This window comes from Paenibacillus sp. EC2-1 (assembly GCF_049311625.1).
In the GTDB taxonomy this organism is placed as follows: Bacteria; Bacillota; Bacilli; order Paenibacillales; family Paenibacillaceae; genus Paenibacillus_AQ.
The window spans coordinates 2918518-2942034 of record NZ_CP186006.1 but is presented as its reverse complement, the minus strand read 5'-3'; the positions used below and the strand labels follow the sequence as shown (position 1 = coordinate 2942034).

Genomic DNA, 23517 nt, shown 5'->3' with positions numbered 1-23517 from the left:
CAAATGTGGAATTGGGAATATGTATTTGATATTTTACCGCAGTTACTAAGTGCATTAAAGATGACGGTCTGGATTACGCTCTGTGCCTTCGTGCTTGCATTAATCGTTGGATTGCTGCTCGCGCTTTTGACGCGAAGCCCGATTAAGATCCTATCGCTAGTAACGAAAGGAATCATTGAGTTTATCCGAAACACACCACTGCTAGTTCAAGTGTTCTTTCTGTATTACAGCCTGCCGTTATTGACTGGCGTTTCGATTCCTGCATTCTATACGGGAGTCATTGCACTCGGTCTTCATTACAGCACATATCTTTCAGAGGTATATCGTTCTGGCATTGAAGCAGTCCCGCAGGGGCAATGGGAGGCTGCGAAAGCACTGAATTATACGAAAGCTCAAACTTGGAAGACCATTATATTACCGCAGGCGATTCCACCGATCGTGCCCGTGCTTGGGAATTATCTGATCGTTATGTTTAAAGAGACACCGATTCTTTGTGCCATTACGTTAGTTGAACTTATGCTGACTGCTAAGAATATTGTGTCGTTATCTTTTCGGGCCTTTGAACCGTATACACTCGTTGGCATATTGTTCTTTATCATCAGTTATATCGCTTCCTTACTCGTACAACAGTTAGAGAAGCGAATGAATGTACAAAGAGGAAGATAAGGAGGGATGTATATGAACTCAGTATTTGAACGAGAGGAGACAGAAGCCTCGGTTCTGCAACATGAGATAGAAGCAATATCAGATACATCACCTATCGTGAAATATACAGGTGTAACCAAGACTTTTGGAAGTGTGGAAGTATTGAAAGGTATTGATCTGGAGATGCAGCCTGGAGAAAAGGTTGCTGTTATCGGCCCAAGTGGTTCAGGTAAAACAACGATGGGACGCATGTTGATGACACTTGAAGAACCATCTAGTGGAACGATTGAAGTGGACGGGGAACTTCTGTGGCATATGGAGCATAAAGGAGAACTTGTTCGAGCAAATGAGAAGCATCTGCACCGGATGCGTTGTAACGTCGGGATGGTGTTTCAGCATTTTAATCTTTTTCCCCATATGAATGTCATGCGCAATGTGACTGAGGCTCCACGCAAAGTGCTTGGCTTAAGCAAAGAAGAAGCTGATGAACGTGCAATCACCATGCTTACGAAGGTTGGTCTAGCAGATAAGCTCAAGATGTTCCCCTCGAAGCTATCTGGTGGGCAAAAGCAACGTGTTGCTATTGCTAGAGCGCTGGTCATGCGACCAAAGGTCATGGTATTTGATGAAGTGACATCGGCTCTGGATCCAGAGCTCGTAGGTGAGGTGCTAGAGGTCATTCGCGAAATTGCCGAAGAAGGGGAGATGGCAATGATGTTGATTACGCATGAGATGGATTTTGCTAAAGAAATTGCTGATCGTGTCATATTTGGTGCTGAGGGGAAAATTGTGGAACAGGGAACGCCAGAGGAGATTTTTGATAACCCACAAAGTGATAGGCTTCAGAGTTTTCTGCAGCGTTTCCGAGCTTCGGGGAACTAGTATGATCATAGATCTCGTTCGTTCATAGAAAGGTGGCTACATGGATGACAGTGAATACAGGAACTGAAATCAACTACCGTAAACCGGAGGCAAAAGACGGTTCACGCGTATGGGAGCTAATACGTGATACAGGTACACTCGATCTTAACTCCCCTTATTGTTACATGTTACTTGGAGACTACTTCTGTGATACCTGCATCATTGCTGAGCAAGGGGGAGAGATCATTGGATATATTTCTGCATTCCGTTCTCCGCGTAATCCAGACACATTATTTGTGTGGCAGGTTGCCGTAGCGGGTACACATCGTCGTAAAGGAATAGCTAGCACGATGCTGACTTGTCTTTTGAAACAAAAAGCATGTCATGGTGTGCGCTTTATTGAAGCAACCATTTCACCTTCGAATATGGCTTCTCGTCGATTATTCCTAAGCTTTGCTGAAGATAAATCCATACCAAGCACTGTTACAGTGGGCTATGGAGCGGAACTGTTCCCAGGCGATACGAGTCATGAAGATGAACCACGGTTTGTCATAGGCCCATTCTTTAACCAAATGTAATTAAGTGGAGGGATAGTATGAATAATCAACTTTTGGAAATGCCTGAACTTACTGTGTTTAACGATCTTGAATCCGAAGTTAGAAGTTACTGCCGAAGCTTCCAGACGGTATTTGAAAAAGCAAAAAATGCGAAACTGTGGGACCGAAATGGAAACGAATACATTGATTTCTTCGCTGGAGCAGGTGCACTGAACTACGGTCACAATAATGAGAAGATACGTGGGAAGTTAGTGGATTATATGATGCAAGACGGTGTTACTCATAGTCTGGATATGGCAACCGAGGCGAAAGAAACATTTCTAACTCAATTTCAAGAAGTGATCTTAAAGCCGCGTGGTTGGAACCATAAAGTAATGTTCCCTGGACCTACGGGTACCAATGCTGTAGAAGCAGCTTTAAAGATTGCAAGAAAAGTAACGGGGCGTTCAACCATACTATCGTTCACCAATGCATTTCATGGGATGTCTCTTGGATCACTTGCTGTGACCGGGAATTCTTTCAAGCGCGAAGGTGCAGGTATTGCACTAAGTCATTCCGTGTTCATGCCTTATGATGGCTATTATGGCAATCAGGTAGATACACTTCCACTTATCAAGAAACTCCTTGATGATCCTGGAAGCGGGGTCCCCCTACCGGCAGCTGTTATTGTTGAAGCTGTGCAAGGTGAGGGGGGCTTGAATGCTGCACGGCTAGATTGGCTTAAGGGCCTTGAACAACTCTGTAAGGAAAGAGAGATTTTGCTTATTTTGGATGATATCCAGATGGGCTGTGGTAGAACAGGGCCGTTCTTTAGCTTTGATGATGCAGATATTGAACCTGATATTATCTGTTTATCCAAGTCTATTGGAGGCTTTGGACTTCCCATGGCGATTACACTATTGAAGCCAGAGATCGATATTTGGGAACCCGGGGAGCATAATGGGACTTTTCGAGGCAATAATCTTGGATTTGTCGCTGCTGCTGAGGCCCTAAATTACTGGAAGACCGAGGATCTCCAACAGGATGTGGAAATTAGAGCGAATCATATTCGCAAAGTTCTAGACAATATATCGGTGAATTACCCAGAGTTCAGTGGTGAGGTTCGCGGCAGGGGTTTAATTCAGGGATTTGCTTTTGAAAAACCGGAACTCGCTGGAAGACTTTCAGAAATCGCTTTTGATCACGGGCTGATTATGGAAACATCAGGTCCACATAGTGAAGTAGCCAAAATCATGCCACCCCTGACGATAGAAATAGATACTTTAACAGATGGTCTTGGCATATTGAAGCGTAGTCTAGAACAATTATCTGCAGAGGAGAGAAGATTATGATTGTTAAGCATTTAGAAGAAATTGTTCATACGAAAGATGATATCGATACAAAGACATGGAACTCTAGAAGATTGCTTTTGACCAAGGATAGAATGGGATTCTCCTTGAACGACACGCTAATTAAAGCCGGAACAGAGACACTAATCTGGTATAAGAATCATGTAGAGGCTGTGTATTGTATTGAAGGAGAAGGAGAAATCGAAATTGTTGGTGGTGAGACATATCAGATATCTCCTGGAATGATGTATGCCCTAGATGGACACGAAAAGCACTATCTTAGAGCCCGCTCTCAAATGCGAATGGTATGTGTGTTTAATCCACCGCTTACGGGTGCTGAAGTTCATGATGAAGAGGGAACTTATCCAATACTTAATCCGATTTCTATATCAGAGTAAAAGGGGAGATGAAGATGAGTAAGAATCATGTATCCATACTTCAAGAAAAAGAGGTAGACGTCTATCCTTCAAGAATTCATGCGAAACCAGAAATACTAAAAAGACAAGACCCTGTTGTTCATTCAGAATGGACTGAAAATGCATCCTTAACGAAAGAACAATCTGATTTCTATGATCAGAAGGGATACTTATTCTTAGAAGATTTCTTCAATCAAGAAGAGCTTAACCATTATCAGAAAGAAGCTAGAGATTTACAAATTACGGCTAGGGAATCTCAGAGTGATCGAATTATTAGGGAGCCCGGAGGCAGTGAGGTTCGTTCCGTTTTTGCAATACATGAGTCGAATCCTATATTTAACAAACTTTCGCAAGATCCGAAACTGCTCGGAATCATAGAGTATCTGCTTGGGAGCGAGACTTACATTCATCAATCTCGCATTAATTATAAGCCGGGCTTCACTGGCAAGGAGTTCTACTGGCATTCAGACTTTGAAACTTGGCATGTAGAGGATGGTATGCCTCGAATGAGAGCCTTAAGTTGTTCCATCGCTCTGGAAGATAATTTTCATTATAACGGACCACTAATGGTAGTGCCTGGGTCACACAAAGAGTATGTTTCTTGTGTAGGTAAGACACCTGACAACCATTTTAAAGACTCCTTGCGCAAGCAAGAATATGGAGTTCCAGATCATGAAAATCTCACTCGTATGGTGAAAGAAGGTGGAATAGATACACCTGTAGGTAAAGCAGGCTCCATCGTAATATTTGATTGTAATATTATGCATGGTTCAAACAGCAATATTACGCCAATGCCGCGAAGTAATATATTTATGGTATATAACAGTGTGGAGAATCAACTAGTGCAGCCCTATTCTGGTCAACAACCAAGACCTGATTATATTGCAAATCGTGATGCGAAAAAATAGAAATTCCAGAAAGGTAGGTCTCTTAATTAAGAGATCTACCTTTTTTTAGTACATCTTATGCTCGTTTAAATATCTTCATTCGAGGTTACAAAGAGAAGAGCTACAGTATTAGATAGGTTAAGTTTCACCTATATACTTACACAACGAGATGGAGGTATTCACGATGAAAGATCATGATCATTACACGATGCAAGATCCAGTGTCGCAATATCCCAAAGCAACGAATGAATGGAAACAGAAGCAGCCAGAGCCAGGATTACAGAAGGAAATGATGCCTGTGCCCGATTCAGGGGAGACAAGCTATCATGGATCGGGGCGTCTTGCTGGACGCAAAGCCGTCGTTACAGGGGCTGATAGTGGGATTGGACGTGCTGTAGCCATTGCTTACGCCCGTGAAGGTGCTGATATTCTGCTCTCCTATCTTCCGGAGGAAGAGGCAGATGCCAAGGAAGTAGTCAAGCTTATAGAAGAAACAGGACGAAAAGCTAATGCGATGCCAGGCGATTTACAAGATGAGCAATACTGTGAACAGTTGATTACATCTGCTGTTGAGAAGCTAGGCGGAATTGATATTCTTGCGAACGTTGCCGGGAAGCAGCAGTATGTAGAGGATATCGCTGACCTAACGACAGAACAGTTCGATGCAACGTTCAAATCGAATGTGTATTCTATGTTCTGGTTATGTAAGGCTGCTGTAAAGCATATGAAGCCAGGAAGCTCGATCATTAATACTTCATCCATCCAGGCTTACAAGCCTTCGCCAATCCTTCTTGACTATGCAACAACGAAAGCGGCGATTAATACCTTTAGCAAAGCACTGGCACAGCAAGTTGCTAGCAAAGGTATTCGAGTAAACATTGTGGCACCTGGTCCGGTATGGACCCCGCTGCAAGTGGCGGGTGGACAGCCAACGGAAAAGCTTGCGGAATTTGGCTCGAATACCCCACTTGGTCGTGCAGGTCAGCCTGTGGAGATGGCTCCGGCATATGTCTTCTTAGCTAGTCAGGAATCAAGTTATATTAGTGGAGAAACCCTTAACGCTAATGGGGGTACCCCGTCACCTTAGTATTCTGCTCTAAGATGATCTCGCAGCACATATATCAAAAAAATAATGAACAAGCGATGCAGATGGTTGCATCGCTTGTTTTTTCGTATCCTCATTCCTTCGCCTTCCAAAATCTATTTAGTTGAGGTTTGATTGGTTGTCTTTACGAACTCATTGATTCTTGCCCGAAGTTGTTCGTGATCATTAAAGCTGTAATACATCCGAGTCGCAGTTGTCTGCGCATTACCGAAGAAGAATCGTTCGAATTGAGTTTGTCGACCGCCAAAAGCACTTGCTCCAAGTTCCCAGGCTAGTCTGAACAAAGCAACTCGATCCCATGCTTCCGAGTCTGCTCCTTTTAAATATTGTTTCAGGTAGGGACCTGTTTGCGAAATGAAATCAAATTCTGAAGGGATCATAATGAGTCCACTTGACCCAAGAACCGTAATCATTTCAACCATCTCAGGATATAGTTTAGGAAAGAGAATGCTTGATGCTAATAAGGGGCTAGAAGCAGGTACTAGATAACCGAATTCATCTTGAAATGATGCTGTCTCGGATGCGAGTCTTAGAGCTTTAAACGTCTCTAGATAGGAGATGATTTTTGAACTATTCGCAATCATTTGTGGTTCTAATGCAACATTCTGCTCGTCGGCTAGAGATTCCATTAATCCGAGCAAGAATTCAGTTTTTGCGATATATCGAGTTGTAATTTGGTGAGCAATATGTGTGTGGAAATGGCTTTCCGTAAATAATCGACTGCAATACGATTCATCACCATAATAAAATATCCGATCATGCGGAACAAGAACACGATCAAATATGACGAGTGTATCCATCTCCTCGTATTTTGCACTTAATGGATGATCGTATGGAGAAGAAGATCCGTAACTTTCGCGGCATATAAATGTCATTCCCTCGAGATCATTGGGCACTGCAAATGCAAATGCGAATGGGTTTTCATCTTCAAAGATGGCAGGCGAAGGAGTCGGAAATACTAACATTTCTTCACAAGTAGCTCCTTGGGTAGCCATCATAAAAGCACCAGACACCACCATACCTTCATCATTTATTTCGATGACTTTGGCTGCAATGGAATCTTCGGTTGAATCAACCTGACCTGATACTTTACTTGCATAAGGCTGGATAAATGCATGTGATAGTGTGATGTCATGATCTCGACAATAAGCATAATAATTTCTAAGGTTCCTCGCATAATCGGGGTTATGTTCTTCAAGAATATCTGCAGCAGTATATAGAGACATGATTGCAGTATTCATGTAATCCGGTGAACGTCCTAAAAAGCCATGATGCTTCGTTGACCATAATTCCATCATAATTCTGCGTCTTTCTAGATCCTGTTTGGTTTTTGGCGGGAGAAAAGATAACCCAACCAGCTCACCCGTATCTGGTGATGGATAGGTCATCAGCTTCACATATTGTTCATCACATTGCATATCATAAAGATCGGCCTGTGTTTGCATGAGGCCTTGAAATGCAGGATGCTGAGACAAAGGACCCTTGATGCGATCCCCTTTATACCATATATTGATGTTTTGTCGATCAATCCGTTCGATATATTGCTTACCTGTTTTCATAGGCACGATCTTCACCTCTTTGTAGAATCATGTTCAAACCTGTTCTCTGTTAATCTTAATGTACGTATGCTAATGACCCTCAGTACTTTGTCCATAGGGTATGTTGAAAAATGTGTGGTTGTACCTTATCAGCAATAAAAAGGGATTTTAATGATTCATACCCAAGATAAGAGATCGTTACCATAACTTACTTGATGTAGTAGAGTGATGGGCACGCTATACTATATTTCTAGAGGTCAAGGCACGATCTTCGTAGCCTTTTCTTCTTCTCCTTATTGGCCAGTAAACGTACGGGTAACGTCCTGGCCACACAATGAAAAAGGACCAGAGCGGTGCTCCTATCACCGCTTCTGGTCCTTTTGTGTTTTATCCTTCTTTTTCAAGAAACGACTTGATTGATTTGACGTATATAGATATGAACATGATTCGATGTCATGAAATTAGAGGATTCTCTTTTTATAAAGTAGTGCATACATGTTTAACAAAAACAAAAGTCGAGGTAATTCATCTATGAATGTGGAATTTACGGAACAAGCGGATGCAAGTTATAGGCAAGCTGAACAGAAGGCTACTGCGTATTTCGCATCGCTGCAGCAGAGTGTTAGGGAGAAATTATACGTGCCCGTCCTGACAGATGATATTCATGTATGGAAGAAGGATCATATACGTCGCTATTCTTGGTTCTCGTTGTTCTCAAAACGAAGGAAGAATAGACCAGAATCAAGGGATTATCATAAATATATCAGTTGGCTGAACTACACTGGGAAATTAGACGATTATTTAGATCGCAGTGTTACTTATATGTATATGAGGGATCTCGGTAAAGACCTCGATTTAGCCACAACACAGACGAACATTCAGCGTTTAACGCAAGCACTTAAAGAGCAATTGATATCCTCGACAGGAAATTCAGAGTCTGGTCAACTAGATGACATGAGTTTGTCCGGGTTTTACCGTTGGGCTCAGAAAGAGCGCGTTGAAACGGCTGCGATATGGGTCATTGGAAAGTTGAAGGGGGTATCACAGCATATCCCGAAAGAGATGAGTGTTGAACATGCTAAGCGAAAATTGATCAAGATCATCATCGGGGTTGTTCTCCATGTTATCGAAGAGATGGATGAGCACATTTCACCGCAGGAGCGTTCCTTGCGGCTTGATGAAGCGATTAGACTCGGTTATTCGTATGGTTTGACTTACCCATTTATTGATGATCTTCTGGACTCAGGAGTATTAAATTCGCAAGAGAAGGTAGAGTATTCTGATTTCATACGAACTGCCTTACTGACCGGAACAGTTCCTCACTACTCAACGTGGACGGGTAGTAATAAAGAACTTATTCAATTCGTGTATACGGAGCTGCGAGAAGCATTTGAGTATATTAAACAGCAGCAGAGACCAGACACACAGCATAATTTCTTTGAGCAGTCTTTTATATTTTTTCAATCTCAAGATCAGGACCGGATTAAAGATCTTTCGAATGCCAATTACACGAATGAAGAGCTCTATCTACCCATCATTCTAAAATCTTCTTCTTCTCGTCTGATTGTACGCTCGGTGATTCACGCCCCAGAGGATGAGGACTTCGATCATCGAACCTTTTGTTATGGTATCTATAATCAGCTCGCGGATGATTTTGCGGATATGTATGATGATATGAGAGACGGTGCAGTAACACCGTATACGTATTACTTGCAATACCGGGAGCAGCGCTCGGATCTTATCAATCCTTTTGAATTATATTGGGCGGTCATCTCTCATTTAATTCACAACTTGTATCATTCGAATTCAAAAGCTAGAGAAGTTATACTGGATCGCGCCATTAATAGTTTTAAACGCTGTAAGGAACGCGTCTCATCAGAGCAATATAATGAAATAATGAATGTGTTCGCTTCAGGGGATCCTGCGTTTAATCGCTTAATCCAGCGCATGGTTAGTAAGGCTGAACATGTTGATTTTTTTGATAAATTACTGCGGGATCAGATGGTAACCTCTTTAGAAAATGAACAAAAGGAGAAGGAATACTTCTCTGAAACGGTTAAAGAAGTCCGAGAGCAGATTAATAACTTACTACAGATACCTAAAGAAGCTGGTATATCTCCTATGAAAGAGCCGCTTATCGATGCTGCTAATTACAGTCTTGAGGGAGACGGCAAACGACTAAGGCCAATCTTAACTTGGGTTATGAGTGTACACGGTTATGGGTTGAAAGCTTCAGCCATTGCTCCTCTTCTAAGGTCGCTTGAGTATATGCATACCGCTTCTTTAATCTTTGATGATCTCCCATCCCAAGACAATGCGCCAACACGAAGAGGTCGACCAACGCTTCATCAAATACATAGTAGTTCTACCGCAGAATTGACGGGGCTGTATCTCATTCAGAAGGCGATGGAGGAGCAATCATCTCTTCAAGGTTTCAAGGCAGAAGCCGTTGTCTCTCTAATGCAATACTCTTCTCAAAAAGCGGGGGAGATGTGCATGGGGCAAGCCATGGATTTGCATGCCAAAGGCAAAGCATTGACACTGGAAGAGCTGAACATGATCTGTTATTACAAAACAGGTATTGCCTTTGAAGCATCGATCGTGATGCCTGCCATACTTGCAAGTGCTCCAGAAGAAGATATTACGATTCTGAAGAGATTCGCTTATCATGCAGGTATAGCTTTTCAGATTAAAGATGATTTGCTCGATGTAGAAGGAGACCTTCAATTACTCGGTAAACCTACAGGTCAAGATGTGGAGAACAACACTTCTTCGTTTGTGACCGTTCTTGGACGAGAGGGAGCAAGTAAGGAAATGTGGGATCATTATTGTCTTGCTATGGAAGCTTTAAAGGGGATGCCTCCTGCGAGTAATCAATTTTTGAAATACTTATTAAATTATCTAATCAATCGAGATTCATGAATCATCTTATATACGAGAAGAAATGCTGAGCGATCTTTGCCAGCATTTCTTTTTTTATAAGTTCGGTCAAAAGTTAATTCTTTCCTACATCAAGCATTCGGACAAATGCTTCAGCGGCAACAGATAAGTGCATATCTCGGCGGATGGCGAATCCTATATTTCGCGGAGGAAGAGGATCATCCAATCGCAGTTCAAATAACTTTCCATGATTAAGTTCCTCTTGAACAAAAGAACGACTGATAAAAGCCGCACCGTAACCTAACCTCGCAAATTCCGCTAGCAGATCTATGCTTCCTAATTCCATATCAGGCTTCACCATTAACCCTTTAGTTGCAAACCATTGTTCCACAAAAGTTCGGGTGCTGCTTCCTTGTGAGAGTAGTATTAATGGGAAGTCAGCGAGTTCTTCCGCAGTAAGCGAGCGATTCGCCATCTCTTCATAGTCCTTACCCACAACAAAACAGTCCTCCAAAACGGCAAGTGTTTGAATATTCAGATGAGGGTCGTTTACAGGCATATGTAAAACAGCGCAGTCAATTTCACCTTCTTTTAGACGCTTCGTGATCTCAGGTGTTTTTCCATGTGAGAGGCGGATTCGAATACCAGGGTATTCTTTGTGAAACTCATTTAAGTAAGGCAGTAATAAGTGTTTAATGAGGGAATCACTTGCGCCAATTCGAATTTCTCCCTCATTTAATTGTTTTAAATTCTGAAGATGCTTCTGCGCAGAGTCGAGCATAGCAAAAGACTTATCTACATATTCAAAAAGTGCGTGTCCTTCTTCAGTTAATTCGACGCCTTTTGATAGCCGATGAAATAGTTTAAGCTCCAAAGCTTCTTCCATCTGCTTGATCGCATAACTAACAGATGGTTGCGTGATATGAAGCTCTTTAGCAGCTTTCGTTAAATTCTGATAGCGTGCAGTGACTAGAAATATACGGTACCATTCTAAATTAATCATGATATAGACTCCTTCTATGACAAAATGCTAAAAATCCAATTTCACTTATTTCATTAAACTCATTATAATCAGGTTATATCTATAATCCAAGGAGCTGGTCGATATGGTGACCGTTCAACCTGATTGGGAAGCTCGTTCTCCCTGGTCTACGAATAATGATAAACAAGAAGTTGTAATTAGTCCGCCTAAGGCGGCTGTGAATGGAATCATTCAAATACCCGGAAGCAAAAGTCTCACGAATCGAGCGTTAATCATTGCCGCGTTAGCGAATGGTAAATCTCAATTAACAGGTATATTAAAAAGTGATGATTCCTATTGGTGCATCGATACATTACAGAAACTAGGCGTGTCCATTGAGATCGAAGGGGATATGGTTACTATTGAAGGTTGTGGAGGTCAGTGGCCTAATTCATCTGGAGAACTGTATGTAGGAAGTGCAGGTACGGTAGCACGCTTCTTACCAGGAGCCCTTGCTATAAGTAATGGAGCTTGGAGCGTGACAGGTAGTAAGCGTATGCGAGAGAGACCATTAGCACCTCTTCTGAATGCGTTAACAGAACAAGGCACGGAGCTTGAATATAAAGAGGTAGAAGCATGTCTGCCATTTACGTTAAAGGCGAGTGGCTTAAAAGGCGGAGAAGTAACATTACCAGGTTCAACGTCCAGTCAATTCATAAGTGGCCTCTTAATATCTGCCCCTTATGCAGATCAAGAAGTCACGCTACAGATTGACGGAGAAGTTGTCCAAAGGGATTATGTTCAAATGACTCTCGATATGATGTCTTCCTTCGGGGTGACGCCTGAAGCAACCATAGATGGGCAGACCATTCAAATACCAAGCGGAATTTATCAGGCCCAAGAGGTTCAGCTCGAACCGGATGTATCTACTTGCTGTTATTTTTGGGCTCTTGCAGCGCTCACGTCCGGTGTGGTTCGTATTGAAGGAATAGATGCTGCTAACACGAGCCAGCCTGATATCGAAATACTAGATGTTTTGGAACTCATGGGATGTAATGTAGTCAGAGGTGACAACTATATCGAAGTACAAGGTGTGAAAGAATTAAAAGGTGGCTATACGATCAACATGAAGAAGTGGTCGGATCAGACATTAACGATTGCAGCGATGGCTGCTTTTACAGATGGACCTATTACCTTAACGGATGCAGCTCATATTAGACATCACGAATGTGATCGTATTTCCGCGATATGTGAAGAACTAAGCAAGCTGGGAATCCGCGTAGTTGAGCATGAAGATGGATTAACTGTGTATCCCGGACAACCCATCCCAGCTTTATTGAATTCGCATGATGATCATCGTATGGCAATGGCACTCTCATTAATTGGTCTCAAAGTGCCGAATATTCGTATTATGGACCCAGGCTGTGTATCCAAGACATGTCCTCATTATTTCGAGCAACTGTCTACACTTGGAGTCGAAGTTAGCTACTAAACAGGGAGGTTTATTATAATGGCTGGAAATTCATTTGGTGAAATGTTCAAAATAACAACCTTTGGGGAATCCCACGGCGTTGCAGTTGGTGTAATTGTGGATGGTGTAACACCTGGGGTTGAAATTGACGAGGCTTATATACAAAAACAAATGGACCGGAGAAAGCCGGGCCAATCATCGGTTACTACACCACGTAAAGAATATGATATTGTTCAAATCATCTCGGGTATATATGAAGGGAAAACAACGGGAACACCACTATCGGTCATTCTATATAATCATGATATGAGACCTGAAGCTTACAATGATATTCAGAATTCGTTCCGTCCAGGTCATGCTGATTTTACGTATCTGCAGAAATATGGAATTCGAGATCCTCGTGGAAGCGGTCGAGCGTCGGGTAGAGAAACAGCAGCAAGAGTTGCCGGAGGGGCTATAGCACGAAAATTGTTAGAGCGAAGAGGGGTAGAGGTTGTCGCTTTCACGAAAGAAATTGGCGGGATCGCATGTCAAACTTTTGATGAAGCGGTCATTGAACAGAATGCCGTTCGAGCTTGTGATCCTGAAGCAGCGAAATTAATGATCGAAAAAATCGAGAAGTTGGCACTAGAGGGGAATAGCTGTGGAGGGATCGTGGAATGTCGCATACGTGGAGTAGCTCCGGGACTAGGGGAGCCAGCGTTCGATAAGTTGGATGCCGAATTAGCCAAAGCGATGCTCTCGATTGGTGCAGTAAAGGGAATTGAGTTTGGAGCTGGATTCGAAGCGGCTTCGATGCTTGGAAGTGAACATAACGATGAAATGAGCAAAGATGGATTTCTGAGTAATCATTCGGGTGGAATCATCGGTGGAATTAGCACAGGGCAGGACATCGTGTTCCGAATTAGTGTTAAACCGACTTCATCGATTTCGCTTCCTCAAAATACAATCAATATCCATGGAGAAGAACAAGAGATTAAAACCATTGGTAGACATGACCCTTGTATTTGTCCGAGAATTGTACCTGTTGTTGAAGCGATGGCTTGCTTGGTCTTAGAAGACCAGTTCAAGCGACAAGCTGCGATGCATGGATAAATAATAGAAGAAAAAAGTTGTCCCAATAGTCGAAATGCTCCCCATATGGTAAACAGGTGAAGTAACAAACCTGTTTTCTGTGAGGGGAGCATTTTTAATGTCCCCGAAATTCACCCTTGCTAGAAAAATTCCAAGATATTCGGGGGCAAGAGCGATGGGAGGAACGTTTCGTTCGCGGAGCGCCTTGTATGCAAAGAGAAGCTATCCCTTAGAATTTAACGATTTATATGACATGGGTAAAAGGTATGCATGATATATTCGTGATCATGAGATGCAGCAAATATAACCTATTTTGTATGACTATAACATTGACTCTCCGTATATTGTTCGTTACTATTACCTCTGTACTTCAATGCGAAAAAGCCACAAAGCAAAGAAGCAAAAAAGCATCAAAGCAAAGAAGATATCTCTAAGATTATAAGTATAAGGAGCTTTTTCACCATGGACCGACAGCTCAGTTTCTCTAAAAGTATTTTTATTATTTTATTTATTCTCGCTCTACTATTTGTTTCGATCTTTCTATTAAAGGCGGAACCGCATATTCCACTTTTAGCAACAACCGTAGGGACAGCGACATTATTATGGTTGTTCAAGGTTCCTTGGAAAAGAATCGAATCCGCTCTTATTCAAGGAATTCAGACGGCAATTATGCCGATTCTCATTCTCTCACTTATTGGTGTTCTGATCGCTGTATGGATGATGAGTGGAACAGTTCCTACGATTTTATATTATGGTATGGATTATATTGAACCTCATTATTTTGCGGTCAGTGCGCTATATGTCACTATCATCGTGTCGATGTTCACAGGTAGTTCATTTACAACCGTAAGTACGGTTGGTGTGGCTCTTATGGGGATTGCGTTAACTACGGGGATATCTCCTACACTCGCTGCTGGAGCGATCATCAGTGGTGCTTGTTTTGGAGACAAAATGTCGCCCTTGTCCGATACTACGAATTTCGCACCTGCTGTAGCAGGCATTTCGTTATATACCCATATTCGTAATATGATGTATACAACGATTCCAGCTCTTGTAGTTGCAACTATTTTCTTCTTGTTAGCGCCAAAGACCAATTCATTCGATCTCTCATCCATTCATGAGATAAAGCTGGCATTGGGGAATGGATTCAATATCCACTGGCTGACATTGTTATCTCCTCTTGCTGTTATCGGATGCTCTATGAAGAAGATCCCAATCTTACCAACGCTAGTCATCGGGATCGTCTCAGGACTTCTTGTGACCGCTTTGGTTCAGCATCAGACTGCAATTGATGTCTGGTTTGGTGCTATGCAGAACGGCTACTCAAGCACGATCACGAATGAAACCGTTGCTTCCATCGTTAATCGTGGGGGATTACAATCGATGATGGGGTCGGTATCTCTAATCTTAATCGCATTATCCTTGGGTGGGCTATTACAGCATTGCGGTGTAATCGAAGCGTTCTTCCGTAAGATGATTCAACCGCTCAAGCGCAGCAGTAGTATTGTCCTCATGACAGGCGCATCTTCCATTGCCGTCAATGGGATGACTGGTGAGCAGTATTTATCGATTCTCCTACCTGGACAAATGTTCAAGGATGAGTATACACGACGGAATATTCCAGCCAAGACGTTATCCCGTACGTTAGAAGATTGTGGGACACTTATTAATCCTTTAATACCATGGGGGGTTAGCGGTGCTTTCTTTGCCGTTACCCTTGGAGTACCCGTTCTTGCATTTGCGCCGTATGCCGTATTTCTATGGCTATGTCCTTTATTTACGTTTGCTTATGCCTTAATTCCAAGGCTTCAGCGTAACTCGCTAGGCAATAATCATGATAATAGTGACAGTGTAGAAGGTTAATACAATACACAAACGAAGAACATGTTTCCTATTTCTATAGGTACATGTTCTTTTTTATATTGCATAGATGTATTCTTATAAGATTACTTCATAAAAGATTCAATAAAAGCATAAGATTCCACACAAATCCTAATGACTCTGGTATGATAACTTCATAATTCATGAGGGAAAGGATGGTTTCTGATGTGTGTGAAGATATTAATGGGGAAACAACTTGAAATCAATGTTGAGGGATGAAAGCAAGTCGGATCTATACCAGAGCTCATAAAAACATGCTGATAACTGCCTTGATCACGGCAGTTAGTCTATTAGGCGATGCGATGTTATACGCAGTACTGCCTATTTATAGCCAAGAATTCGGTTTGAATGCATTATGGCAAATTGGAATATTACTGTCCATTAATCGGTTTGTCCGAATTCCAATCCATCCGCTTATCGGCTGGTTCTACACTCGTTATCGAATACGTAGTGGATTGTTGATTGCGGTTTGCTTAACAGTTATTTCGACTGCATCCTATGGATTATTTAATGGATTCGTTATGCTACTCATTGCTAGGTGTATTTGGGGAGTTGCCTGGGCCTTTATTAAACAAGCAGGGCAGCTATTAGTGGTTGAAGCAATCGCAGAAACGAATGAGCCAGGCAGGCTTACTGGATTGTTTAATGGGATTACGGGTTCTGGCGGTGTTGTAGGTATGGTGATAGGATCCCTATTATCTGAAGTCTTTAATGCTTCAGCGGTACTGATTGGGTTTTCGATTCTCAGCGTGATGACTTTTCCGTTGTTGCTCCTCATTCAAACAGATCGTCAAGGTTCTATCCAAATGCACAATACAAAGATGAAAGCATCTATACAAGTGGTATGGGATCAACGTCTAATTATATTGCTATCTACTGGATTCGTCAGCTCACTATTGTTTCAAGGGTATATGAAATCTACTTTAAGTTATTGGGTGGATATGCGGGATCTATCTGCATCTGCGTTATTAAGTTCAATAAGTGCAGCGACGTTAACAGGGATCTTGCTTGCCATCAAATGGGGTGCCGAGCCTTTCCTTGGTTACTTTGCTGGAAAGCTTAGCGATAAATCACAATCGAGAACCGAATGGTTAACGGTAAGTACGATGCTCGGAGGCATTCTGTTTGTCATTATCTCATTCCATATACATACATTTTTCTGGATGGCTACCCTTATTGCTTTACTTCTATTGTCATCAATCGTGACGACTCTATTAGATGCAGATGCAGCACAGTATGCATCGGGTTCATCGAATAAACATTACGTTGTGTCCGCTTATTCTATGACCATTGATATCGGAGCGGCTCTTGGACCGTTTCTAGGCTTTACGTTGCTATCCATTATGGGGAATGCAGCTTTGAACATTGTATCTGCGTTGTTACTCGGTTTATGTGGTTTCATGTTATATCGGGTGAACAAGAGAAATAGAGATCACAATCTCTCTGTCCCTATAAAGTCAAGTTGAACGATTTAATGGTTAGCCATAAAAAATAACGGTAACCTTAAAGATGGTTTCTACTAAGTCATCTTTAAGGTTACCGTTCATAGGGGGAACAGCGTCTAAACTTGTAATTAACTGGAGCTGTGTTTTCTGTTTTTGTAATACCCATGCCCTTGATTACCATGCTTATGTTTGTAACCTGATGAGGAACCTTTGCGCCGTGAATATTTATGATCACTACTAGATCTTCGTTTATATTGTTGTTTAGAACTACTATGACGTCTTTGGCTTAGGCTGTGGGTTGAAGAGTGAAGAAATTTGTTCATTAATTTTCTAAGCATTATAAACTTCCTCCTTTCTAGTAATTGATCAATTCTTGACGTTTCTAACGGATCGTAACATAAACGCAAGGGCTATATCAATTTTCAAGTTTTTTTAATTCCATCATGAATTGAAAAGAGCCTGTGTAAGGCCTGCGGAGTCCTAATAAGTGCTCAATTACCTCTTTTAACTCCTTAGAGAGTTGCAGTTCTTCTCGCCAGCTTCGCTCTAAGGATTGTTTCTGTTTGTAATCTGGTTCATAAGCAGAATATAACATGAAGAGCATGAAATGCCCGATATCCTGAAGGTCTGCTTGTTCCTCAGCGATTTTATAATCACTTGAAGAAGAAGTGCTATGAAGCCTCAACCATGCACGTTTTGACTTCAACCGAGGAGGGGGCTCGCCGATTGTTCTCGCCAATCCAAAATCAATCAGATATATAAAGTCGTTCTTAAATAGTACGTTAGGGATCCGTAAATCCAGATGTACAAAGCCTTGCTCATGTATGAATGTAACGATGTTGAGCAGTTGAAGCGTTATTCGCACGCATTCCTGTTCATTGAATGTTCGAGCCTGTTCAAATATTAAATCCTCAAGCGTATCCCCACTTCCATAAGACATCACCAAATACATTTGACTCTTACTCGTAAAAAGATCATAGAAGACCGGGATTTGGGGATGATGGAGCGATTTTAAGATGTCTGCTTCTCGCCCTAGTAGCAATCTTGCATGATCCCCTTTGCTGGGTCTTGCTTGTTTGACTGCTACAAGATCTCCAGTGTTCTGATCCGTGCATTTATAGGTCATACCATAACTACCTTCACCAATCATTTCGTGAACTAAATACCGATTACCGATCTGCGTATTCGCTTCAACGGGGTAGTCTCGCCAAGCTGCAATAAAAGAACTTATGCGTGAGCGTAGATGTGTATTAGACATAGGAGACTCCTTTGGGGTGTACTGTATTGACGATCCTGTTACGGTCATTATAGAACGAGTTGATCAGCAGAATACAGAAAATTTTAGAAAAGTCTTTATCCTTGTAAAGGTTTTATATATAATGGTACTAATAAATGCGATGAAGAGAAGAGTAGATAGTTGATTTCTTGTACAGAGAGCTCCGGTAGTTGAGAAGGAGTGAAGAGTCCCTTATCGAACAAAGCCTCTGAGCAGCACATCGGATACGTTTTTACAAGTGGATGGTGTGACAGGAGCTCCTGTTACAGAGCTAAAGTATATGCATTCTTGATAATGCCGTACTTGATGAGGCTAATATGGCGACATATTAGCAAATTTGGGGTGGTACCACGAGTATTACAATCTCGTCCCTAAGACTGCGGTCTTGGGGGTGGGATTTTTTTATTGCTTCATCTTAAATAAACATTTCGAAATGATTGAAAACAACACACAATTAAATCGGCCTGAATAGTTATCTAGAAGAAGCATATTTCATCAACTTCCCCAGACTCTGGATTGAATGAAGGTTAATGTTTGGATAGCTTGAGCCATAATCGAAAGGATTGAATAACAAATGTCAGAGAAGCTTAAAGTTGGTATTGTTGGTGGTACAGGTATGGTAGGTCAGCGTTTTGTTCAGTTATTGGATGGCCATCCTTGGTTTGAAGTTACTGTGATTGCAGCAAGCAAGAACTCCTCAGGCAAAACATATGAAGAATCCGTACAAGGCCGTTGGAAAATGCCTAACCCGATTCCCGAAAATGTGAAGAGTATTATCGTTCAGGATGCTTCAAATGTGGAAGAGGTAGCTGCAGGCGTTGATTTTATCTTCTGTGCTGTGGATATGAAAAAAGATGAAATCAAAGCATTAGAAGAAGCATATGCAAAAACAGAAACACCGGTTATCTCCAATAACTCGGCACACCGCTGGACACCAGATGTACCTATGGTAACACCAGAGATTAATCCAGAGCATATCGAAGTCATCGCCGCACAGCGTAAACGCCTGGGAACGACAAAAGGGTTTATTGCCGTTAAGCCGAACTGCTCAATTCAAAGTTATGTTCCTGCACTACATGCATTACTTGATTTCAAACCAACGAAAGTAGTTGCATCGACGTATCAAGCGATTTCAGGAGCTGGTAAGAACTTTACGGATTGGCCAGAAATGCTGGATAATGTGATTCCGTATATTGGTGGAGAAGAAGAGAAAAGTGAGCAGGAGCCGCTTCGGATCTGGGGTAGCGTAGTTGATGGTGAGATCGTTAAAGCAAGCGCGCCATTGATTACAACTCAGTGTATTCGAGTACCTGTAACCGATGGTCACCTAGCTACTGTATTTGTATCATTTGAGAACAAGCCTTCGAAAGAGGAAATTATTAGCCGCTGGCGTGAATTTATGGGCAGACCACAAGAGCTTGATCTCCCAAGTGCACCAAAGCAGTTCATCACTTATTTCGAAGAAGAGAATAGACCTCAGACCAAATTAGATCGTGATATCGAGAATGGTATGGGTGTATCTGTTGGTAGATTACGTGAAGATTCAATTTATGATTATAAATTTGTTGGACTTTCCCACAATACACTGCGTGGTGCAGCGGGTGGAGCGGTCTTGATTGCAGAGCTTCTAAAAGCTGAAGGATATATTCAAGCGAAGTAAGATCGTAATTCATTTTAATAATTGTTTTATTATAGGCAAAAAGCCGATTTTCTGTTTCGAGAAAATCGGCTTTTTGTATTGTCAGGTTATGAACCTGCTTTTTGATTTACATTAATCTTGTTGCTTATCAATACCATAGCCATAGACAGTATGAAGAAGTACAAAGGCATGGTGATCAATGAACCGTTATGAAGATAACTCATCCCACTCGTAATCAGGCTCACTACAATATAGTAGCAAAATCCAAAAATGGCACCTGCTGTCCCAAGTACATCTCCATAATGGACAAGCGCTAAGCTTAGACAGTTGGGAATGGCCATTCCAATCCCTAGCAGCAGGATGAAGATGCATATTACCATTAGAACTAATGAGAGAACAGATGAATTCATCCCAATAAGGGTGAAACCAGTAAGAAATAAGGAGCCCAGAGCAGTTACCATAGAGCCAATTAGAATGATTTGCTCCGCTCTAAATGTTGAAATCATTCTTTTGGATAACATCGCACCGAATACGGAAGCTAAAGCTACAAAAATACCGAAAAATCCAAATACTCCCGGAGACATATGAAAAAACTCCATAAAAATAAAGGGTGCTTCTGCATAGTAACTAAACAATATTCCATTCGTTGCTCCAATAAGAAAACCAAATGCCCAAATTCTTCTGTCTTGAAGCATTCGTTTAGCAATCGATCTTGTGGAAACCGTTGATTTCACAAAGACTCTTGTTTCCGGTAAAGATACCATCGTGTAAATGAAAATTCCGATGCTCATCATAACTAGAATGAGGAAAACTGCTCTAAAGCCAAGGGATTGATCTACCCAGCCTCCAATTAAAGGTCCAATTGCCGGTGTGAAGGCCAGAGCCGCTGATATTTGAGCAAACATCACATGTCTCTTCGCTCCGTCAACGCTCTCACGCAGAATGGTCTGCGTAACCACTGAACCGGTGCTTGCGCCAAACGCCTGGATACAACGACTAACCAGCAGCCATTCAACGGAATGTGATAGATAACATCCTAAACTACCTATTCCATATACGAAGATACCCCAGAGCAATGCAGGATGGCGTCCGATGCGGTCAGAAAGCCTTCCCCAGAAAAAAACACCTAAGGCGAAACCTAGGAAATAGATACTGAGTGTTAGTTGAATCTTGTTACTACTTACGTGCAATTGGCTTGTGATATCCGGTAAAGAAGGAGTGTATATCGTTTCACTTATTTGTGGAAATCCTACAAGAATAATTAATAAAAATAATGATGGTGTTGAGATTTTTTGTCGTTTCACTTTTATTGCCCCCTAAAAAATTAAATCTCAATTAAAGTGAAAGAACTTACGGGATAGGGGGCTTACATTTAGTTAGTCTAGTAAATGAGTTCATCTTGTTCACCTTTTACATAATTAGGGGGATTTATATCAAGCATTATAACAAGAATTTGATAAATACACCATGATATACATATCTTTTACTTCCCTGGTGAATAAATTACAGCATCACCTGTCATGGCAAATGTGCAGTGCGATACAAGATTAATGATGGGCTCTTAAAATCAAAGCAAAACCCGATGGCTACAATAGCCATCGGGTTTTGCTTTCTGCCTATACTTTTTTATCCAACCAAGTTATTATCCACTTGTTTTTCTTTCCACACAAAAGTGATAATAAGACCAATAAATATAATAATTGCAGCAAAAAGATAAGGATAATTAATATTTACATCAAACAATATACCACCTAAAGCGGGACCTGCAATATTACCTAAGCTTGTATATGTTGAGTTCATACCAGCGACAAACCCTTGTTCTTTATCAGCCGTTTTAGATAGGTAAGTCGTTAAGGCTGGTCGTAATAGATCAAAGGCAAGGAAGATAATACTAGTTACAATCAATACAGATAAATAGGTAGAGATCATGGTGGATGCTACTGCAAATATGACACCAAAAATCAAACAGATCTGAATGAGTTTCTTCTCACCGAGTTTATCAACCATTCTTCCAAACAAGAAGACCTGAACAACAACCCCGAAGATAGAGCTAATCGTTATAATGGTAGCAATATCTCGTGGAGTGAAACCAAACTTATCATCAGAATACATGCTGAATACCGTTTCATACGCAGATAGTCCAAAAGCCAGTACGAACACAATGATAAATGCAATAATGTACATCGGATGTAAGGAGCGTTTCAGGTCAGTTACAAAGCTGCTATCTTTTTTCAGGTGACTAATTTCGGATAGCTGTTCTTTGGTAAGTGGTTCTTTTAATATAAATAGGGATGAAATACAGGTTATGAAGGCAAAGCCTGCAGCAAAATAAAACGGTGCACGTATGCCTAACTCGGCGATAAAGCCACCGATTCCTGGACCAATGATAAAACCGATACTGATCGCGGCGGAAACATAGCCCATCGCTTTAGGTCTTTCTTTGGGTGAGGTAATATCTGCAACATAGGCAGTTACCCCAGGCATAATAAATGCACCAGAAATACCACCCAGAATTCTGGAAGCATACAGGACGGATACATGTGTACCTAGACCAAAAATCATTTCAGAGACACTGAACAAGAGTAAGCCAATGACAATCATTTTTTTTCTGCCGAATTGGTCGATCCATCTTCCAGCAATCGGAGACATAAGCAGCTGTGCGAATGCAAAGCTTGCCATAAGGTAACCCATCGTTTGGCCAGATAAATGCATAACATGCTTAAAGGAAGGCATAACGGGCACAATTAGTCCGACGCCTAGAAATACAATAAATATATTACTTAGTAGAATAAGTAAGACTGTTTTTTGTTCTTTTAATGGTTTCTTCATGAAGCAATACCTCTCTCAGTAGATTCATAGCTGTGAAATACCTCTCCAGAATACAGTCCAAGAGGCTACTAACTTTTCGTTTAAACGTTGTTCATCGTTCCCATAGGCAAGTTCGAGCATGATCGAATCAACGACACCAAGGAAAGCGAGTGTAGGAATGATAGCCGCATCATCCACGATAATTTTGGCATCAATCCATTCTTGAAATTTAGCTTCGAACACGGTTTGAATTTTCTCTTCCGTATCGATAATTTCTTTCTCAATGTCGTAAGCAAGATGCTGAGGAGGGAAAAAGGAGACTCGAAGCCAAAACTTTAACTGCTCGTTTTTTTGAAACAAGTCGATGACCAATTGAAGATATCCCAGTAAATCCACCTTTGGATTATGGATATCGAGTTTGCTCAAATATTGTAGTTTCGATGTAAGTTCGGTCTCTTTAGCGTCTTGAAGCACTTGAAGAAAGAGATCATCTTTTCCTTTGAAATGAGCATATAGGGACTGCTTCTTCATACCAACCTCATCGGCAATCTGAGACAGAGATGCCCCTTCATACCCGTGAGTCGTGAAATATTTCAAAGCGATAGCTTTTATTTCTTTACTTTTGATCTGTATCACCTCATTATTTAACGAACGTTCGTCAGTTATGTTATCAAAATAAATTTTTTTGTGCAAGTGTAAAATGTATTCCGTGACTAATGGCGAATGTTATCAAAGTGAGGAGGGA

General features: G+C 41.4%; 19 protein-coding genes and 1 other annotated feature. Of the genes, 13 read left to right on the top strand and 6 right to left on the bottom strand.

The window, feature by feature from the left end; translation table 11 throughout:
- Positions 1 to 3 precede the first annotated feature (3 nt).
- From ehuD to ACK8P5_RS13835, 7 genes are all read left to right on the top strand, one after another.
- Positions 4 to 666 carry an ectoine/hydroxyectoine ABC transporter permease subunit EhuD gene (ehuD, locus tag ACK8P5_RS13865; protein ID WP_422656866.1) on the top strand — a complete coding sequence of 221 codons (663 nt, stop codon included), beginning with the start codon at positions 4 to 6 and terminating at the stop codon, positions 664 to 666.
- Between the two features lie 12 nt (positions 667 to 678).
- Positions 679 to 1527, top strand: coding sequence for an ectoine/hydroxyectoine ABC transporter ATP-binding protein EhuA (gene ehuA / locus ACK8P5_RS13860; protein WP_422656865.1), 849 nt, complete (start codon positions 679 to 681; stop codon positions 1525 to 1527).
- A gap of 44 nt (positions 1528 to 1571) precedes the next feature.
- A complete protein-coding gene (ectA, locus tag ACK8P5_RS13855; protein WP_422656864.1) occupies positions 1572 to 2084 on the top strand; it encodes a diaminobutyrate acetyltransferase in 513 nt (170 codons plus the stop codon).
- Positions 2085 to 2101: 17 nt separating this feature from the next.
- Positions 2102 to 3394, top strand: a complete 1293-nt coding sequence (ectB, locus tag ACK8P5_RS13850) for a diaminobutyrate--2-oxoglutarate transaminase (protein ID WP_422656863.1) — start codon at positions 2102 to 2104, stop codon at positions 3392 to 3394.
- Positions 3391 to 3789, top strand: coding sequence for an ectoine synthase (locus ACK8P5_RS13845; protein ID WP_422656862.1), 399 nt, complete (start codon positions 3391 to 3393; stop codon positions 3787 to 3789). The genes ectB and ACK8P5_RS13845 overlap by 4 nt, the downstream gene beginning before the upstream one ends.
- Before the next feature lie 14 nt (positions 3790 to 3803).
- Positions 3804 to 4715 (top strand): ectoine hydroxylase, encoded by a 912-nt coding sequence (thpD, locus tag ACK8P5_RS13840; protein WP_422656861.1) that lies wholly within the window; start codon positions 3804 to 3806, stop codon positions 4713 to 4715.
- A gap of 163 nt (positions 4716 to 4878) precedes the next feature.
- Positions 4879 to 5781 (top strand): SDR family oxidoreductase, encoded by a 903-nt coding sequence (locus tag ACK8P5_RS13835; protein WP_422656860.1) that lies wholly within the window; start codon positions 4879 to 4881, stop codon positions 5779 to 5781.
- Positions 5782 to 5894: 113 nt separating this feature from the next.
- Here ACK8P5_RS13835 and ACK8P5_RS13830 read toward each other — a convergent pair whose 3' ends face one another.
- Positions 5895 to 7364, bottom strand: a complete 1470-nt coding sequence (locus tag ACK8P5_RS13830) for a 4-hydroxyphenylacetate 3-hydroxylase family protein (protein WP_422656859.1) — start codon at positions 7362 to 7364, stop codon at positions 5895 to 5897.
- A gap of 504 nt (positions 7365 to 7868) precedes the next feature.
- On the opposite strand from ACK8P5_RS13830, the gene ACK8P5_RS13825 reads away from it, so the two are divergent.
- Positions 7869 to 10259, top strand: a complete 2391-nt coding sequence (locus tag ACK8P5_RS13825; protein ID WP_422661476.1) for a polyprenyl synthetase family protein — start codon at positions 7869 to 7871, stop codon at positions 10257 to 10259.
- A gap of 73 nt (positions 10260 to 10332) precedes the next feature.
- On the opposite strand, the gene ACK8P5_RS13820 is transcribed toward ACK8P5_RS13825, so the two are convergent.
- A complete protein-coding gene (locus ACK8P5_RS13820) occupies positions 10333 to 11220 on the bottom strand; it encodes a LysR family transcriptional regulator (RefSeq protein ID WP_422656858.1) in 888 nt (295 codons plus the stop codon).
- 103 nt (positions 11221 to 11323) lie between these two features.
- Between ACK8P5_RS13820 and aroA the strand changes: the two genes are divergently transcribed.
- The 4 genes from aroA (at position 11324) to ACK8P5_RS13800 (ending at position 17070) form a co-directional block, all read left to right on the top strand.
- Entirely contained in the window at positions 11324 to 12670 is a 1347-nt protein-coding gene (gene aroA / locus ACK8P5_RS13815; protein ID WP_422656857.1) for a 3-phosphoshikimate 1-carboxyvinyltransferase, read from the top strand.
- Between the two features lie 18 nt (positions 12671 to 12688).
- Positions 12689 to 13744: a chorismate synthase gene (gene aroC / locus ACK8P5_RS13810; protein ID WP_422656856.1), complete on the top strand. Its 1056-nt coding sequence runs from the start codon at positions 12689 to 12691 to the stop codon at positions 13742 to 13744.
- Positions 13745 to 14185: 441 nt separating this feature from the next.
- A complete protein-coding gene (nhaC, locus tag ACK8P5_RS13805) occupies positions 14186 to 15586 on the top strand; it encodes a Na+/H+ antiporter NhaC (RefSeq protein ID WP_422656855.1) in 1401 nt (466 codons plus the stop codon).
- Positions 15587 to 15858: 272 nt separating this feature from the next.
- Positions 15859 to 17070, top strand: coding sequence for an MFS transporter (locus ACK8P5_RS13800; RefSeq protein ID WP_422656854.1), 1212 nt, complete (start codon positions 15859 to 15861; stop codon positions 17068 to 17070).
- Positions 17071 to 17464: 394 nt separating this feature from the next.
- Here the strand turns inward: ACK8P5_RS13800 and ACK8P5_RS13795 are convergent, their stop codons facing one another.
- The gene (locus tag ACK8P5_RS13795; RefSeq protein WP_422656853.1) at positions 17465 to 18307 is read right to left on the bottom strand and encodes a serine/threonine protein kinase; all 843 of its coding nucleotides are present in this window, start codon (positions 18305 to 18307) and stop codon (positions 17465 to 17467) included.
- 130 nt (positions 18308 to 18437) lie between these two features.
- Positions 18438 to 18701, top strand: a binding site (T-box leader).
- 198 nt (positions 18702 to 18899) lie between these two features.
- Between ACK8P5_RS13795 and asd the strand changes: the two genes are divergently transcribed.
- Entirely contained in the window at positions 18900 to 19985 is a 1086-nt protein-coding gene (gene asd / locus ACK8P5_RS13790; RefSeq protein ID WP_422656852.1) for an aspartate-semialdehyde dehydrogenase, read from the top strand.
- 86 nt (positions 19986 to 20071) lie between these two features.
- Here the strand turns inward: asd and ACK8P5_RS13785 are convergent, their stop codons facing one another.
- The 3 genes from ACK8P5_RS13785 to ACK8P5_RS13775 all read right to left on the bottom strand — a co-directional run bounded on the left by ACK8P5_RS13785 (position 20072) and on the right by ACK8P5_RS13775 (position 23465).
- On the bottom strand, positions 20072 to 21268 hold the full coding sequence (locus ACK8P5_RS13785) for a multidrug effflux MFS transporter (RefSeq protein WP_422656851.1): 1197 nt from the start codon (positions 21266 to 21268) through the stop codon (positions 20072 to 20074).
- 322 nt (positions 21269 to 21590) lie between these two features.
- The gene (locus tag ACK8P5_RS13780; RefSeq protein WP_422656850.1) at positions 21591 to 22793 is read right to left on the bottom strand and encodes an MFS transporter; all 1203 of its coding nucleotides are present in this window, start codon (positions 22791 to 22793) and stop codon (positions 21591 to 21593) included.
- A gap of 24 nt (positions 22794 to 22817) precedes the next feature.
- Positions 22818 to 23465: a TetR/AcrR family transcriptional regulator gene (locus ACK8P5_RS13775; RefSeq protein WP_422656849.1), complete on the bottom strand. Its 648-nt coding sequence runs from the start codon at positions 23463 to 23465 to the stop codon at positions 22818 to 22820.
- Positions 23466 to 23517 lie beyond the last annotated feature (52 nt).